Consider the following 16,330-nt stretch of genomic DNA (forward strand, 5'->3'; position numbering starts at 1 on the left):
CTGGCCGGTGCCGGCTGCTGGGTCGGCATCGGCCAGGAGGATGCGTTCGCGGCGCGTCGTCTCAGGCGGTCACCTTCAGGGTGGATCCGCCCGAGGAGACGCGCCGCACTGCGATGCGCTCGGCGATCTGGTCGCGCAGCTCGGCCACGTGGGAGACGATGCCGACGGTGCGCCCGCCGGCGCGCAGGTGGTCGATCTGGGCCATGACGGCCTGGAGGGTGTCGGCGTCCAGGGTGCCGAAGCCTTCGTCGATGAAGAGGGTCTCCAGGCTCACGCCCCCGGACTCGGCCGAGACGACGTCGGCCAGGGCGAGGGCCAGTGACAGGGAGACGTAGAAGGTCTCTCCACCTGAGAGGGTCCGGGGGTCGCGGGTGCGCTCGTCTCCGAGGTGGTCGACGACGGCCAGGCCCAGTCCTTTGCGGCGACGGCGTTGGCTGGTCTCCTCGGCGACCCGGATGAGCTCGTAGCGCCCGGAGGACATCTGGGACAGGCGCTCGTTGGCGAAGACGAGGACCTCCTCGAAGCGGGCCTGCAGCACCCAGGTGGCCAGGGGCGTGCTGGCCTGGTTCTCCCCGCGGGCGAGGTTCGCCACCCGGATGAGGTCGGCGCTGGAGCCGGCCGCCTCCTCATAGGCGGTGGCCGCCTGCTCGACGCCGTCGACGGCCCGGCGCAGGTGCTCGTGGGACTCGGCGGTGCGTGCCTGAGCGGAGGCGGCCTGCCTGGCGGCGGCGTCCGCCTGGGCGAGCTCGACGGTGGCAGCTTCGAGGCGGTCCTCCTCCTGGCCGCTCAGGGCGGCGATCTGCGGGTCCTCCAGGCCCAGGCGGACCCGCTCGCGGGCGGTGGCGGCGGTGCGCACGCCGGCCGACAGGGCCTCGATGGCACCGCGCTCCATGAGGGCCGCCGTTGCCTGGGCCGCGCCGGTGAAGCCTTCCTCTGTCAGCGCCGTGGCCAGGTCGGCCAGGGCGGTGCGGGCCTGGGCCAGGGCGGTGCGGGCAGTGTCGATGTCCTGGGAGGCGTCCTCGGCCTCCTTGGCCCGCACGAGGAGCGCGGCGGCGCGGGCGGTGACGCTCGGCCAGGTCCCGCGCGCCTCCAGGCAGCGCTGCTGGTCCTGGGCGAGGGTCTCGCGCTCGGCCTCCAGGCGGCTGCGGGCGGACTCCTGGGCGGAGCGGGCGGTATGGAGCGCGGCGCGCTCCTGCTCGGTGCCGGCATCGAAGGCCTCGAGGCGCTCCACCAGTTCTTCGACGCCGTCGGCTGCGGCCCGCGCCGTGGCCAGGGCGGTGGCGGCCGCCTCCAGCGCCTCCTTGGCGGCGAGTGCATCCATGCCGTCACTGGCGCGCTGGGCCTCCTGAAGCCGGGTGGCACAGGCGTCGCGCTCCCGGACGGCGCCGCTGAGCGCCTCGTCGGCCTGCCGCTGGTACTCCTCAGCGGCCTCGACCTGCTGGCGGGTGGCGCCGTCGGTGCCGGCGGTGGCGGGGGAGGGATGCGTGGTCGAGCCGCACACGGGGCAGGGCTCGCCCTCGGTGAGTTCACCGGCGAGTGCCCCGGCGGTCCCGGAGATCCAGGCCAGGCGGGTGGCACGTACCCGTTCGGTCGCCTCCCGCGCGAGCGTCGCCGCCTCAGTGCAGGCAGCGTCTCGCTGGGCGAGCTGGGCGCTGAGCTGCTCGACGGCCAGGGCCGCCCGGTGACGCTCCTCGGCCCGGGCCCGGCGGTCCTGAAGGCCGTCGAGGCGCTCGTGGGCCGCGCGCGCAGCCTCCAGCGTCTCCACCAGGGCGGTGCGCTGCGCGGGGCGCTCGGCGAGCTTCTCCGCGCGCTGCTCCAACTGGCCGGCGGAGTGCTGCAGCTCCGCCTCCCGCTGCTGTAAGGCACTCTCGCGCTCAGGGAGGCCGGCCTCGAGGTCCACGAGGGTCTCGAGCTGCCCGTGCTCGCGACGGCAGTGGTGCGCCAGGTCGTCAAGGCTGCGGGGGCTCAGGGCCTCGGCGCGGTCCGTCTCGGAGACATCGGCCGCCACAGGGGTCTCTGCCACCTCGGAGTTCTGCGAGGCCGTGTCCACTTCGGTATTGCCGGCCCTCGCCTCGCTGGGTTCATCCTCGAGGGCGGTGAGCTGGCGCTGCGCCTCACGGACCAGGGGCTCGACGAGAGCAGCGGGCGTCACCGCGGCACCATGACTGTGGGTGTTGCTGCCGGTGGCCTCCTCCGTGCTGCCGGCACTGGTGACTCCGGCCTGTTCGGCCAGGTGGGCCAGCCCGCTCTGGTCGGCGCGGGCGGCCAGTGCGGCGACGGCCTGCTGGGCGCGGCGACGGGCGGCCTGCTCGGCGACCAGGTAGGGCCGCATCTGGGAGGCGCGCTCGGCGGCCTGAAGACGCCGAGCATCGTCGGCCTCCTGCTCAGCGCGCTCAGCCAGCCGCTCCTTCTCCTCAATGAGGGCCCGGCGTCGCTCCAGGAGGTCGTGGAGGCTCTGAGCCTCCTCGCGCGCCGACTGCGCCCGCGTGAGGGTCGTTCCCGCGGCCTCGGCGTGGGCGTCGGCCAATGCGACCCGGTTGCGGGAGGCCTCCAGAACCTCAGCCCCGATGCGGCGAAGAGCCACCAGGTCCGGGGCGGTGCCCGCTATCGCCGTCTCCAAGGCCTGGGCCGGTGCCTGGGCAGGACCGGCGTCGTCGGCCTCCTGAGGCTCCGCGCGGTCGGCGTCTTCCATGGGCAGCGGCAGTGCCTCCTGGGTCCCTCCGGGCGGGGCCTTCTGCGGTGAGTCCTCCGGGTGAACCGCCTGAGCGGCGTCGTCGGCCTCCTCGCCGGCATCTGTGGTTCTAGTGGGGGAGGGGGCCTCGGTGAGGAGGGGGTGCCGTCCCAGGGAGGCGACCTGCCCGCGCAGGTCGGCCGCGGCCTGCTCGACCCGCCGGGCCCCGTCCCGGGAGGCCTGGATGAGGGCGTCCTGGATGGCGTCGTAGATGCCGGTGCCGAAGACGTCCTTGAGGAGGTGCTGGCGCTCGGAGGAGTCGGCGCGCAGGAACCGGGCGAACTTGCCCTGCGGAAGGACGACCGTCTGCGTGAACTGCTCCCGGCTTAAGCCCACGGCGCGCGCGATCTCCGCGTCGGCGTCGCCCACGCGGGTGACGGGCTCGTCGAGCGGCTGACCGCCGACCTCGGCCAGGTGCCAGAGCTTGACGGTGCCGTTCTGGGTGGTGGTTCCCTGGCCGCGCCGCTTGGCCCGCTCGTAGGTGGGGGTGCGGCGCACCCGGTAGACGCCGGCGCCGGTGGAGAAGACGAGCTCGATGACGCTCTCGGTGTGCGGGCCCACGAGGGTGGAGCGGATGCGCTCCTTGGAGGAGTCGGCCGAGTCGGCCACGTCCCCGTAGAGGGCGAAGACGATCGCGTCGATGATGGTGGTCTTGCCTGAGCCGGTGGGGCCGGTGAGCAGGAAGCGGCCGGAGGCCCCCACGGCGTCGAAGTCGATGTGCTCCCGCCCCGCGTAGGGGCCGATGCCGGTCATGGTCAGGGAGTGGATTCTCATCGCTCGCTCCTCGCGCTGGCCAGGGCGGACTCGTAGGCGCTGCGCAGGACGCCGCGCTCGGAGGGCTTGGGGGCGCGCCCGCAGACGTCGTCGAAGAAGTCCTCGGTGATGCGCAGTGGGTCGGCCGCGGCGGTGACGGTGATGCGCTCGCGGGCGGTGCGCGTGGGGGCCTCGTGCTGGAAGGCCAGGAGGCTGGGGAATCTCTCCTTGAGGGTGGCCAACGCCCCGGGTAGCCGCTCGCCCTGGAGGATGACGCGCACCCAGGCGCCGGTGGCGTCGTCGAAGGCGGGGGAGAGGAGCTCGGGCATGGTGCCGGTCAGGGTGCGCACCTGGTGCAGGACCGGGGTGGGGATGCGCTCCAGCCCGGTGACGCCGTCGGCGCCCAGATCCAGCAGGACGGAGGACTTGGTGGCGGAGTTGCGGGCGCCTTCGGCCTCGTCGAAGGAGAAGGGCAGGGGCGAGCCGGAGTAGACCAGGCGCGGGCCGGCGGGCCGGGTGAGCTCCTGGGGACGGTGGAGGTGGCCGAGGGCCACGTAGTCCAGGCCGCCGCTGCGCTCGGCCAGGGGCGAGCCGCCCAGGGTGGTGAAGACGCCGGAGGGCACGGAGTCGACGCCGCCGACGCGAATGTCCCGCTCGGACTCGCACGCCTCACTGCCGACGACGAAGGCGTGGGCCATGAGCAAGCTCGGCAGGCGCCGACTGCGGGCCGAGCGCAGACGGTCCAGGTCCGCGGCCACGAGGCGCAGGGCGGCGGAGACGACGGCCTCGTGGGAGCGGGGCAGGCGCGGGTGCTCCGCTTGAACGGGCTGAGAGGCGGTATCCCCGCTCTCGGCCTGGTCCTCTCCGGCTGTGTGCTTCGCGGGGGTCTCCTCGCCGAGGCGCTCGGCGAGGAGGAGCGGGAGGATCTCGCGGGCAGCGTCGGGGTCGAGGTAGGGCAGGGCGTGGACGATGGCGCCCTCGTTGCCCTCGGCGTCGGGAAGGATGATGCCGCGGTCGAGGCCGGCGGTGCGGGCCCGGATGATGAGGCCCTCGCGCATGAGGTCGGCGGCGAAGCCGAGGCGGCGGGCGGAATCGTGGTTGCCGGGGGTCAGGACCACCCGGGTGCGCTCGGTCAGGCGGCGCAGCGTCTCATCGAGGAGAGCGACAGCATCATTGGGCGGGATGGCGCGGTCGTAGACGTCCCCGGCGACGAGGACGGCATCGACCGACTCGGCGGCGACAAGCTCGACGAGGTGGTCGGTGAAGGCGGCGTGCGCGTCATCGAGCACGCGCCCATGGAAGGTGCGCCCCAGGTGCCAGTCGGAGGTGTGGAGGATCCGCATGCGGACACTGTCTCACAGCCCACCGACATCAATGACGGCACCTTGTGGCGGTCAGTCGCCGGTTTCCTGGTCCAGGTCCTCCTCGGTGCCGTTCTGCTCATCCTCTTCGGAGTCCGACGGCGTCTCAAAGAGTTTCTCCGCATCCTCAATTCTTCCAGCGGCGCGATATGCTACAGCGAGTAAAATCTGTGTCTCTAAGGTATCAGGGTGTCTAGTTCCGAGAATGCGACTGCGACCTTGCAAGGCAAGCTTGCAATGTGAAATTCCTTTATTTATTTGTTTTGTGGAAAAATATTCAAAGGCGAGGTTGTGGTGCAGAGATAATAGGCTTGGATGCAGGGGGTCCATGTATATTTTGCATAACTCTAATGTATTCTTGTTTAATTCTATAGCTTCAAGTTGTCTGCCTACAAGGAAATACATGTAGGCGAGGTTAACGCGAGTCTCAATAACATTCGATGTCGCTACTCCTTGCATGTGTGCGAAGGATGCAAGATTTTGCTCTAATAGGGAGGCGGATTTCCTGTACTCTCCAGATTTACTATAAAATACGGCGAGATTGGTGCGTAATTCAAATAGCGTAGGAGATTCTGCAGGTAGAATTCGTTCACCTTCAGAGAGGGCTGCTTTTTGCAGCTGGATGGCTTCTGAAATGTTGCCGGCTGCTAGATTGCACGATGCTAGACCTTCCTGAATTGTGAGGCATAGGACTTTATCCAAGAGTGTTGTGCGTGCGGCTTCCTTAGCGCACTCTTTGAGTAGGCCGAGTGCTTTCGTGTTCTGGCCGACATGATGATAGGCCATGCTCAGTTTAATTTTGCACCTAATTGTCTCAGGAGTGTTCGGCCCAAGGTCGTTGCGACATTCTTTCATTGTGGATTCGAGTAGGCGAACAGAATCGTCAAACCCTCCGGCCAGCATGTAGGAGTCTCCAAGATTAATTTTTACTGCAAGAATTTTTGCACTGTCTTGGGAGGTCGTTTCGAGTACTTTAATGCTGCGTTCTTGGCGGTTGATGGCCTTGTCGATCATTCCGAGAGATTCGTAAGAGGAGGCCAGGTTATTTAACGTGCCCGAGACTTCCATTGAATTCTGTTGTGAGACATAAACTAGAAGATTTTTCTTGAATATGGGGGAGGCAAGGTCGGGACGACCGGCGTCCTGGTAGGCGCTAGCCAGATTGTTTTGCAAAATGAGGGAGTAGTGGTGAGTTCTTCCCAGTATTCTGGTAATTTTTGCTACCGTTTTGTCGAGAGAGAATGCTACTTGCGGCATCCAGTCATCTGACAAATGGTTAAGGGTTCTCGCTGCCACTTCCACGATACCGGGGTGAGACAGTATAATTTGTGAATAGTACTGTGATGTAATGGATTGGAGTTGTTCTACTAGGTCAAGTGTGTCTTCGCGACCCTCTTCAATATTCTTGGGGTCGTTAATTCTGGCGTTGTTGAGAAGGCTGATTACTGTGTTGACCGCCCTAGTTTCAACTATTTTGTCTCCGAACTGATTCTCCCGAAATGATTGACATTGAAGACGATGTGCAAAAATTTTCCTACTGTCATGTGTTTTTTGGAAGATGGATCTACTGATAAGAAATGAGGTGACATCTCTGACGATTTTTGGGTTATCGCTAAAGTTAAACAGCCAGCGGGTTGGTACGCCAGAAGCGGCAAGAAGGGATATCGTGCTGAGAAGTGATATAGCGATGCTCTCCTGTTGAGGGTGCTGGGTTCTGAGCTGCTCCAAGGCCTGTTCGTACGCCATGAATAGCGCGACGCCGACAGCCTCTGGGTAGTCATCGCCCTCGAGGCGACTGATGCTTGACTCGAGTGGGTGATTGCTCAGCCTGCCAAGGTAGTCGGGCAAGGTGTATCCACCCCATTTTGCTGTCGCAGCTGCTTGGGTTACGGCGACAGGGAGGTCGCCAAGAGCCTCTGCGATCTGATCCGCCGCATCGCGGCGAGTATCGCCGGTGCGTTGGCAGAGAAGCGTGATCGACTGCTCGCGATCAAAGACGCCGACTTTCAACGGAAGCCATCCCAAACTGTCCCAGTCAAGGTGACGTGTGGTGGTGATGACGACCCGGACTCCGCTGCCCTTGGGAGTGAGACCCTTCAGGTCGTCGAGATTCTCCACGTTGTCGAAGACGAAAAGTCGGTCCGCCGCATCTGCTGAGCGCAGTTGATCCAGGAAGCGTCGAACAATAGTCTCCGGAGGAATGTCCTTCGGTGCATCCATACCAATGCGCAGTGCGAGCTCGTAGAGATCGGCGACAAGCTCCTCACGTGAGGCTGCATTGATCCATGCGACGATGGGCCAGCCCTCGTCCTCGCACTTAGCTGCAACTGCAGCGGCCAGTTGAGTCTTGCCGCATCCTCGCATCCCCGTTAGCACTGTGCGAGGCTCAGCGTGAGTGAAGATGGCATCGAAGAGCTCATCCTGACCTTCTCGCTCGACGAAGCCTGAGGTGACTCTGGGGCGACTACCGAAGCGAATCCGCGTGGGCAAGGCGGATTGGTTTCGAGTGACCGCTCTATGGATCTCTTGGATATCCGTAGCCGCTGCCGTCAAACGTTCGTTAGTCTCTGCTTGCGCCCCCTGCAGTTGCTCCACTCCGGCACGTATCTGTTCCTGGCCTGCGAGCAGCTGCTTGAGCGCAGCAATGTCGAAAGCCCGTGAGCCTGGAGCGTGACGGATGAACTCGTCGGCGACGATGCGGGTCAGGTCATCGAAGAAAGGCTCAGCTGCCGCCTCGACGTTTCGGCGGCGACCAGCCGTCCGCCGTCGGAGGTATGTCTCGAAGTTGTCCGGGAACCGCACCGCCTCAACGACAGCGTCGTCGTCCCCGCTGAGCTCCGTGAGCGCCACCTCCATCTCGGTGACGGCCCCAGCCAAGGCAAATCGACTGATTCCGGCCAGTTCATACCTTTCGCTGGCGTCATCCACCTGCTCCTGAAGGCGGGCCTTGATGGACGCCTCCAGCGGATTCTCCTGTCCACCTCGAGCCTGCATCAGGCTCCATATGCTGCGCCATGTGTTGACGGCCTCGCCAGGCAGCGATGCCGCGCTGCTCCACGAAGGATCGACGGCCACAGCAGCTCCGCGCATGAGCAGCCCGGTGATGCTGGCAGACAGGACAGCGAGGGAGAGGGGATCGGCCATGCCACTATCGTACAAGCGGTCAGCGGTGCCGAAACAGAATTCTCACGGCGTCCCGAAGAGCTTCCTCGCCTCCTCGGACCTCCCCACGGCAAGATAGGCATTGGCGAGGTGATTACGGGTGCTGAGGGTAAGGGGGTGCTGGGGGCCTAGAACGTAGGTGTGGTCGGTGAGGGTCTGCTCGAACAGGGGGATGGCCTCGTGGAGCCTGCCGGCGGCCTGGTAGGCGCCGGCGAGGTTGTTACGCGTGTTGAGGGTGTCGGGATGGTGGGGACCCAGGATATAGGTGTGGTCGGTGAGGGCCTGTTCGAAGAGGGGGATGGCCTGATTGAGCCTGCCGGCTGCCTGATAGGCGCCGGCGAGATTGTTGCGCGAGGCCAAGGTGTCGCGGTGGTCGGGCCCCAGAATACGGGTGCGGTCTTCGAGGTTCTGCTGGAGCAGGGGGATGGCCCGGTCGAGTCTGCCGGCTGCCTGATAGGCGCCGGCGAGATTGCCGCGCGAGGCCAAGGTCTCAGGATGGTGGGAACCCAGGACTCGGGTGAAGTCGGTGAGGTTCCGCTCGAACAGGGGGATGGCCTCGTTGAGCCGGCCGGCCGCCTGGTAGGCGCCGGCGAGCTTGTCCCGCCAGGCCAAGGTCTCAGGATGGTCGGGGCCCAGGACTCGGATGAAATCGGTGAGGTTCCGTTCGAACAGGGAGATGGCCTGGTCGAGTCTGCCGGCTGCCTGGTAGGCATTGGCGAGGTTGCCGCGCGAGGTGAGAGTGACAGGGTGAGCAGGTCCCAGGGTACGGGTGCGGTCTTCGAGGTTCTGCTCGAACAGTTCGATGGCCTCGTCGAGCCTGCCGGCTGCCTGGTAGGCACTGGCGAGCGTGCTACGTGAGGTGAAGGTGTCGGGGCGGTCAGGGCCCAGAATGCGGATGAAGTCGGTGAGGTTCTGCTCGAACAGGGCGATTGCCTCATCCAGCCTGCCCGTATCCCGGTAGGCACCGGCGAGACTGTGGCGTGAGGCCAAGGTTTCAGGGTGGTCGAGGCCCAGGGTGCGGGTGCGGTCTTCGAGGTTCCGCTCAAAGAGGGAGATGGCTTCGTCGAGCCTGCCCGCATCCCGGTAGATGCCGGCGAGTTGATTGCGTGCGCTGAGGGTGTGTGGATGGTCGGGACCCGCGAGACGGGTGAATTCCTCGAGGTTCTCCTTGTACAGGGAGATGGCTTCGTCGAGCCTGCCCGCATCCCGGAAGGCGCCGGCGAGACTGTGGCGTGAGGCCAAGGTTTCAGGGTGGTGGGGGCCCATGACGCGGGCGACGTCGTCGAGGTTCTGTTTGTACAAGGTGATGGCTTCGTCGAGCCTGCCCGCATCCCGGTAGGTGGCGGCGAGGCTGTTACGTGCGGCCGAGGCGCCGGGGCTGTCGGGACCCATGATGCGCATGGCGTCTGCGAGGATCTGCTTCTTCAGGGTGATGGCCTCGTCGAATCTGCCCGCCTCCCGGTAGGCTCCGGCCAGTTCGTCGCGTGACATGAGGGTGCTGCGGTGGTCGGGGCCCAAGACGTGGCTGCGGCCGCTGAAAACCTGCTCGTACAGGGGGATGGCCTGATCGAGCCTGCCGGCTGCCTGGTAGGCGCCGGCGAGATTGAGACGTGAGGTCAGGGTGCTGGGATGGTCGGTGCCCAGGACGCGGATGGAGTCCTCGAGGTTCTGCTCGTACAGGGCGATGGCCTTATCGAGCCTGCCGCTCGCCCGGTAAGTGCCGGCGAGGTTGTTGCGTGAAGCCAAGGTGTCGGGGTGGTGGGGGCCCAAGACGTCGCAGGCCTGGGTCACGGAGTCAGTGAGGCCAAGGGCTAGCTGCGACATCCCAAGACTGGTTGCGTCGTGCAATGTCTCGGCGAGCTTTGAAGACACCCGTGGCTCAGAAAATAATGAATGAGAGTAGTCCTGTGATGTGACTGAGAGAAACTGCTCGATGAGATGGTGGGTCTCGTCTCGCCGCTGTTCACCATCCTCTAGGCGGTCTATGTCAATCCCGCCGAGAAGTGTTGCAGAGCACCTACGCGCCTCACCGAGCTTCTTCTGGTCATTCAGGTAGGTCTCCCTGTACACGTGTCCCTGGAGCCAGTGAATAATGGTCTTGTCGCCGTCGCTGGACTCTTGGAAGATAGCGGCGCTCTTCAGGAAAGACAAGGTGTCGCGTACTGCATCGGAGTCGCCGTCGAGCCTCAAGAGCCAGTGAGTCGGCACTCCGGAAGCAGCCAGGAGGGACAGTGCGTCGAGGAGCGATACGGCGATCCTCTCCTGCTGAGGATGCTTGGTTCTGAGCTGCTCCAAGACCTGTTCATAGGCCATGAGCAGTGCGATGCCGACGGCGTCGGGGTAGTTGGCACCCTCGAGGCGACTGATGCGTGACTCGAGCGGGTGATGACTGAGCCTGTCGAGGTAGCCGGATAAGGCGTATCCACCCTGTTGTGCTGTCGCGGCGGCTTGGGTGATGGCGACGGGCACGTCGCCCAGCGCATCCGCGATCCGGTCAGCAGCTTCGCGGTGAGTGTCGCCAGTGTGCTCGCACAGGAGGGAGATCGACTGCTCACGATCGAAGGCACCCACCGTCAACCGCCGCCACCCCGGGCCGTCCCAGTCGAGGTGGCGCGTGGTGGTGATGAGGGTCCGGACTCCCGCTCCCTCGGGGATGAGGTCTCTCAGGTCGTCGGGGTTCTCCACGTTGTCGAAGACGAAGAGGCGGTCTGCCGCCTCTGCTGAGCGCAACCGATCCAGGAGGCGCTGAACAATGACCTCCAGAGGAATGTTCTTCGGTGCGTCGATACCGATCCGCAGCGCGAGTTCGTAGAGGCCGACAATGATCTCCTTACGTGAGGTCGCACGAATCCACGCAACCAGGGGCCAGCCCTCCTCCTCGCACCTGGCCGCAACCGCAGCGGCCAGCTGAGTCTTGCCGCTTCCCCGCATCCCCGTCAGCACTGTGCGAGGCTCGGCGCGAGTGAAGACGGCGTCGAAGAGCTCATCCTGTTCCTGCCGCTTGACGAAACCTGCGGCGATCGCGGGACGACTTCCGAAGCGAATTCGCCTAGGAGAAGCGGATGGGTGGCGTGTGGTCATGTTGCGGATCTCCCCGATGTCCTTGGGTGTCGTCCTCAGCGGCTCGTGAGGCTGTGCTTACCCCAGGGGAAGCTGTTCCTGCTCGGCCATGAGCTGCTTGAGTGCGGTGATGTCGAAGGCGGCGTGCGCGTCATTGAGCACGCCACCCGTGGAAGGTATGCCCCGGTGCTAGTTGAAAGCGTGGAGAAGATCCACATGCAGACACTGCCTCACAGCCTACTGACATCAATGATGACGCCCTGCGGCGTCAGTCGTCAGCATCCTGGGAGCGGCTGGAAAGTGGTCACCTCCCAAGAACTGCTAGATAAGAGCCGTGCTGGCTGCAATCAACCCGAAGATGACTCCCGGAAAGTTAGCTGCAGCCAGCGGCAGGTCGCGTTTCTCTTTGCACAGTCCATAAATGACCCACAACGTGCAGTTCACTGCTGCTACGGATGGCTGGATGAAGTCTCCCTTGTTACCGTGCAAGTTGCCGATAATTTGTGGAATGTACGACACGTACATCATCACTGACATCGCAGTTGCGACCCACCCGAGAGTCTGCATGCGCTTCTCTTTAGTTTGTGCGCGTTCCTCTTCCGCTTTTTCCACTTTGCGTCCCTTCTTGCGTGGTTGGTTTGCGGGAATGAAGGGTCTGATCGCAGGACGAAATTAGGGGTGAGGATGTTGGCTTGGGTGGCCGTCGCGCCTGTGAGTGACTCTCTTGTTTTATCTTATCGCGATGATTGTGTGAGTGGAATGTAACAAATGTGTGATGTGTGTTGGAGGGTGTCGCCCCCTCGAATCCGGGCTGTGCGTCTCACTCCCGGGTTCCACAACGTGTCACCAATGTCCTGACATAGAGCCGATACCTAGTTTCAAAGGCATCATGCGCACGCGAGGAACGCCGACGTCGGGGAATAGAACTCGGCGTCAGGCGGCGATGGTGCCTGCAGAGACCAGGACGATGATGATCAGGCCCAGCAGCACGCGGTAGACGAGGAAGGACGTGAACTTGTTGGAGGACACGAATCGCAGCAGCCAGGCGATGGTCGCGTAGGCGACGACGCCGGAGACGACGGTCGCGATAATGGTGGGCGTCCAGCCCACGGTGTCACTGATGGCGCCGGCCTCGGTGACGGCCTCCAGCAGGCCGGCCGCGACCAGGGACGGAATCCCCATGAAGAAGGACAGGCGCGTGGCCGTCACCCGATCGAACTTGAGGAACAGGCCGGCCGAGATCGTTGCCCCGGAACGGGAGATGCCGGGGAGTACCGGGGACAGGGCCTGGAACGCACCGATGATGAGGGCGTCCTTGACGGTCACGTCCTTCATGCCCTTGGTGAGATTCTGCTGGCGGTCGGCCAGCCACATGACTGCCGACCACAGGATGAGGGCCCCGGCGATCACCCACAGGGAACGGACCGATTCCTCGATGAAGTCCTTGAGCAGCAGCCCAACAACGGCCACCGGGATCGAGCCCAGGATGATGCCCCAGCCGAGCGTGTAGTCGGGGTCCTGCCGGGCCTGCTTGTTGCTCAGGCCTCTGAACCAGGCGGTGACGATGCGGACGATGTCGGCCCAGAAGTAGATGATGGCGGCGAGGATCGCGCCCACCTGGATGACGGCGGTGAAGGCGGTCGTGCCTGGTTCGGTGATGTCGTGGCCGAGCAGCTTCTCGACGATGTTGAGGTGCCCGGTGGAGGACACCGGCAGGAACTCGGTGATGCCCTCGACGATGCCGAGGAGGACGGCGTGCAGCCAGTTCAAAGGGACTCCTGGGGTGGATGGGTTGTGGACTCACGGCAGGTTACCGGCGCACGAGGTGGGGAAACGGCCGGGCCACTGTGGTACCCGCCGCAGCGGTGGCGGTTCAGCCGTGCGGCGACACCGGGGCAAAGGCCCAACTCTGTGGCCGCGTATCAGTTTGTGCCCCTTTTATAACGTTAGAGGCGTGGCAAGTCCAGCCCGTGTGATCCCTGCGTGTGGCCGAGGAGCGGCCGTCGGCTGCTGCGACTCACTCCATGACGAGGTGTGCTGCGTGCTCGCGCAGGTACTCGCGCAGATAGGGGGCGGCGAAGTCGACCTTGCCGTAGCCGGCGGTCTTGATGATTCCGGCGGCGAGCAGTCGGTTGCGGTAGACCGACACGTAGTTGGCGGGGCGGTCCATGCGTTCGGCGATGTCGGCGATCTGTGACGGGCCGTCGTCCTTGGCCATGCACACGAGCATCGTGCGGTCGACGTCGGACAGGTCGCGCAGTGCCGGAGCGTGCACCAGGTTGCCGAGGCGCAGTCGGGCGGCGGTCGTTCCTGCGGCGACTGCTGGCTGGGTCACTGGGCCATCGCCGCTGTGTTTCCACACCTGATACCCCACGAGCTGGATCATGAATGGGTAGCCGCCGGTCGCAGTCGCGCACTCCTGAGCCAGGTCGTTGCTCAACGCCTTCTCGCCCGCGTCGAAGGTCGACTTCAGGGCCTCGCAGACGTCGTCGATGGCCACCTCGCCGAGCTCGATCCGCTCGGCCCGGCGCAGGAAGGTGGTGATGTCGTCATTGAGGAGTTCCTCAACGGCCTTGGGGAGGCCGGCCATGAGCAGGCCGATGGGAGCCCCCTCGCGAATGAGGTGCTGCACCTCTGCGGACAGGGCTCGCAGCTCCTCGCGCGGAATGGCATGCACTTCGTCGATCGTGAGCAGCAGACCGGTGCCGTGTTCCGCGAGCCACTGGGTCAGAGCTCGCGCCTTCTGCCGCCAGGAGGGTTCAGGAGTGGGCGCGTGCTCGAGTGTTGCGCTACCGCCACCAAGCGGTGTGCTCAGGCTCAAGGAGGTCAACCGTGAGCGCTCCTTGCCGGCGAGCTGCGACAGCTGGCGAGTGAACTCGGCGGCGAGTCGGTCCATGAGCCCCTCTCGTGCGGTCTCATCAACGACCACCCAGCCGCGCTCTCGTGCCGAGTCTCCCAGAGCGGTGAGCATGACGGTCTTCCCGACGCCCCTGGCGCCAGTGATGAGCTCCAAGAGCCCAGGCGCTCCGGGGCCGTCGTCGAGGCTTTCCAGAAACTCCTCAATGACGCGGTTGCGGCCAACAAGCAACGGAGGCGTTGCGCCCGCTGTCGGTTTGAAGGGGTTGGCCATGTGTGATCGTCTCCACTTTTGCGCGTTTTAGATCTTTTAGATCTTTTATAACTTCGGGGCGCACTGATGTCCAGCGGAAGGGGGTGTCGGCTCAACCGGGGCCGGCTCAGTCCGTCTCGGTGCTCAGGTGGTGCAGGGCGACGTCGTGCAGCAGCGAGTTCGTGGCCACCGCGTTGCCCCCGAAGGGGCCGGGTTCGCCGTCGAGGGAGGTGAAGCGTCCGCCCGCCTCGGTGACCACGGGCACGAGCGCCGCCATGTCGTAGAGCTCGAGATCGGGCTCGGCGGCCAGATCGACGGCGCCCTCGGCCACGAGCATGTAGGACCAGAAGTCCCCGTAGGCACGGGTGCGCCAGCACGACTGCATGAGCCCCAGCATTCCGCGCAGCCGCTTGGTCTGGGCCCACCCCGACAGCGAGGAGTAGGACATTGAGGCCCGGGTGAGGTCGTCGACACCGGACACCGACAGCCGCTGCGCCGAGCTCAGGGACCGCCCGGTCCAGGACCCGCCGCCGGATACGGCCCACCAGCGCCTCCCCAGCGCGGGGGCGGAGACCAGCCCGACGACGCACTGGCCGTCCTCAATGAGGCCGATGAGCGTGGCCCACACGGGCACGCCCCGCACGAAGTTCTTGGTTCCGTCGATCGGGTCGATGACCCACTGGCGCGAGGAGTGCCCGGTGGTGGGCATCTCCTCACCCAGGACGGAGTCGCGCCCGCGCGCCCGCCCCAGCTGCTCGCGGATGACGCGCTCGGCCTCCTTGTCGGCCTCGGTGACCGGCGTGAGGTCCGACTTGGTCTCCACGGTAAAGTTGCCGGCGTCGAAACGGGCCAGGGTGAGGCTGTCCACCTTGTTGGCGATCGTGTGTGCCAGGTGCAGGTCATCGCGCCAGCGCCGCTGCTTGGTCGGGGGCGCCGTCGGTGCGGCAGGCGCCGCTGCCGGTGAGGGCGCCGCGGGCGGTTCCGGAAAGACGGGGCGCTGTGGGCGGGGAGTCTCGCTCATGGCACCACGGTAACGGGGGAGCGGGCTCGGTGAGACTCCACCGTCGTCGGGCGCGCCACTCGGCAGGCCGCCGGGTGTGGGCCGAGTCGTTACCTCGCCGTGAGATCCCATGCTGTGCGGGCGTTGCGGGGAGAAGCGGGTTTTTTCTCGTTATATTGCGGAAGAACGGCTTCGGTCATCGCACGGATAGGCGCCTTCGATTTGGCGGCCTGTTACTGGTTCGTTACGCTGACGAGTATGACCCAACCCGGGAGGCTCAATGCAGCATAATGCCGGTTTTACCAGGGATGACGTCGTCACAGCGGCCCTTGAGATCGGTGTGGACCGGTTCACGATGGGCAAGGTGGCGCGTCGGCTCGGGGTGAGTACGGCTGATCTGGGACGCACCGTCAGCTCGCGCGACGACCTGCTCGTGGCCTGCCTGGAGCGTGTGTCCGCCGACGCCACACTGCCTCCCACCGGCCTGAGCTGGCAGGACTACCTGCGCCGGCTCTCCGACTCGCTGTGGGACGTGCTCGACGCCCATCCCGGCCTGGACCACACCCTCATCAACCTGGCCTGGGCCTACGTGCCTTTCATGTCGGTGGCCAAGCGCGCCCACAACGCCCTGGTCTCCGGTGGCCTGCGCAGCGAGGACGCCTACCTGGCGCTCAACTACACCCTCTCGACGGTTCTCACTGCCCACCAGCAGGCGGTCGCCATGGCCGAGACCGTTGAGTCCGACCGTCATCCGGGTCGGAGCGAGCGCGGTATCGACGTCGCCACCCGCATGTGGGACGAGCGCTTCGGCGACTCGAGCGCCGCCCTGGGCATGCGCGGGCCGAACGAGCTGCACAGCGGCGACGACACCGACCGCGTCCCCTTCCGCCCTAAGGAGTCCTGGCTGGACCGCGGTGCGATGGCTCCCAAGCTTGAGGTCATCATCGGCGGCTTCTCCAGCCTGAGCGACGTCCTGTCCGGCGCCGGGAGCAACGGCGCCTCACGGGGGCCATCCCCCGCCTCACAGTCCAACGACACCAGGGAGTCCTCCGTGAACACTCTCGTACTCGTCTTCCACCCCAACATCTCCGAGTCCCGGGTCAACAAGGCCCTCGGGGCCGCGGCGGAGTCGCTCGGCGGCAACATCACCGTGC

At 65.3% G+C, this 16,330-nt stretch carries 9 protein-coding genes; 1 reads left to right on the forward strand and 8 read right to left on the reverse strand.

Features of this window, described 5'->3' with window-relative positions:
* Nucleotides 1-61: 61 nt before the first annotated feature.
* The 8 genes from BKH20_RS14895 to hisN form a co-directional block, all read right to left on the reverse strand.
* Nucleotides 62-3,505: an AAA family ATPase gene (locus tag BKH20_RS14895; RefSeq protein ID WP_075389625.1), complete on the reverse strand. Its 3,444-nt coding sequence runs from the start codon at nt 3,503-3,505 to the stop codon at nt 62-64.
* Nucleotides 3,502-4,827 (reverse strand): metallophosphoesterase family protein, encoded by a 1,326-nt coding sequence (locus tag BKH20_RS01260; protein WP_075389626.1) that lies wholly within the window; start codon nt 4,825-4,827, stop codon nt 3,502-3,504. The genes BKH20_RS14895 and BKH20_RS01260 overlap by 4 nt, the downstream gene beginning before the upstream one ends.
* Nucleotides 4,828-4,878: 51 nt before the next feature.
* A complete protein-coding gene (locus BKH20_RS01265; RefSeq protein ID WP_075389627.1) occupies nt 4,879-7,989 on the reverse strand; it encodes a tetratricopeptide repeat protein in 3,111 nt (1,036 codons plus the stop codon).
* A 42-nt stretch (nt 7,990-8,031) separates the two neighbouring features.
* Nucleotides 8,032-11,088 carry a tetratricopeptide repeat protein gene (locus BKH20_RS01270; RefSeq protein WP_075389628.1) on the reverse strand — a complete coding sequence of 1,019 codons (3,057 nt, stop codon included), beginning with the start codon at nt 11,086-11,088 and terminating at the stop codon, nt 8,032-8,034.
* Nucleotides 11,089-11,388: 300 nt separating this feature from the next.
* The gene (locus BKH20_RS01275; RefSeq protein WP_256692966.1) at nt 11,389-11,679 is read right to left on the reverse strand and encodes an SWEET family sugar transporter; all 291 of its coding nucleotides are present in this window, start codon (nt 11,677-11,679) and stop codon (nt 11,389-11,391) included.
* Between the two features lie 321 nt (nt 11,680-12,000).
* The gene (locus BKH20_RS01280) at nt 12,001-12,837 is read right to left on the reverse strand and encodes an undecaprenyl-diphosphate phosphatase (protein WP_075389629.1); all 837 of its coding nucleotides are present in this window, start codon (nt 12,835-12,837) and stop codon (nt 12,001-12,003) included.
* Between the two features lie 247 nt (nt 12,838-13,084).
* Nucleotides 13,085-14,197 carry an ATP-binding protein gene (locus tag BKH20_RS01285; protein WP_075389630.1) on the reverse strand — a complete coding sequence of 371 codons (1,113 nt, stop codon included), beginning with the start codon at nt 14,195-14,197 and terminating at the stop codon, nt 13,085-13,087.
* Nucleotides 14,198-14,303: 106 nt separating this feature from the next.
* Nucleotides 14,304-15,197: a histidinol-phosphatase gene (hisN, locus tag BKH20_RS01290; protein ID WP_075389631.1), complete on the reverse strand. Its 894-nt coding sequence runs from the start codon at nt 15,195-15,197 to the stop codon at nt 14,304-14,306.
* Nucleotides 15,198-15,456: 259 nt separating this feature from the next.
* Between hisN and BKH20_RS01295 the strand changes: the two genes are divergently transcribed.
* Nucleotides 15,457-16,330, forward strand: an 874-nt coding sequence (locus BKH20_RS01295; RefSeq protein WP_075389635.1) for a TetR/AcrR family transcriptional regulator, incomplete at its 3' end; no start/stop codon positions are given.

This window comes from Actinomyces oris, from assembly GCF_001937445.1.
Classification (GTDB): domain Bacteria; phylum Actinomycetota; class Actinomycetes; order Actinomycetales; family Actinomycetaceae; genus Actinomyces; species Actinomyces acetigenes.

Coding starts and splice junctions, on each gene's coding strand:
- BKH20_RS01265 (WP_075389627.1), bottom strand. CDS start 7,989: ATGGCCGATCCCCTCTCCCTCGCTGTCCTGTCTGCCAGCATCACCGGG.
- BKH20_RS01260 (WP_075389626.1), bottom strand. CDS start 4,827: ATGCGGATCCTCCACACCTCCGACTGGCACCTGGGGCGCACCTTCCAT.
- BKH20_RS14895 (WP_075389625.1), bottom strand. CDS start 3,505: ATGAGAATCCACTCCCTGACCATGACCGGCATCGGCCCCTACGCGGGG.
- BKH20_RS01270 (WP_075389628.1), bottom strand. CDS start 11,088: ATGACCACACGCCACCCATCCGCTTCTCCTAGGCGAATTCGCTTCGGA.
- BKH20_RS01285 (WP_075389630.1), bottom strand. CDS start 14,197: ATGGCCAACCCCTTCAAACCGACAGCGGGCGCAACGCCTCCGTTGCTT.
- hisN (WP_075389631.1), bottom strand. CDS start 15,197: ATGAGCGAGACTCCCCGCCCACAGCGCCCCGTCTTTCCGGAACCGCCC.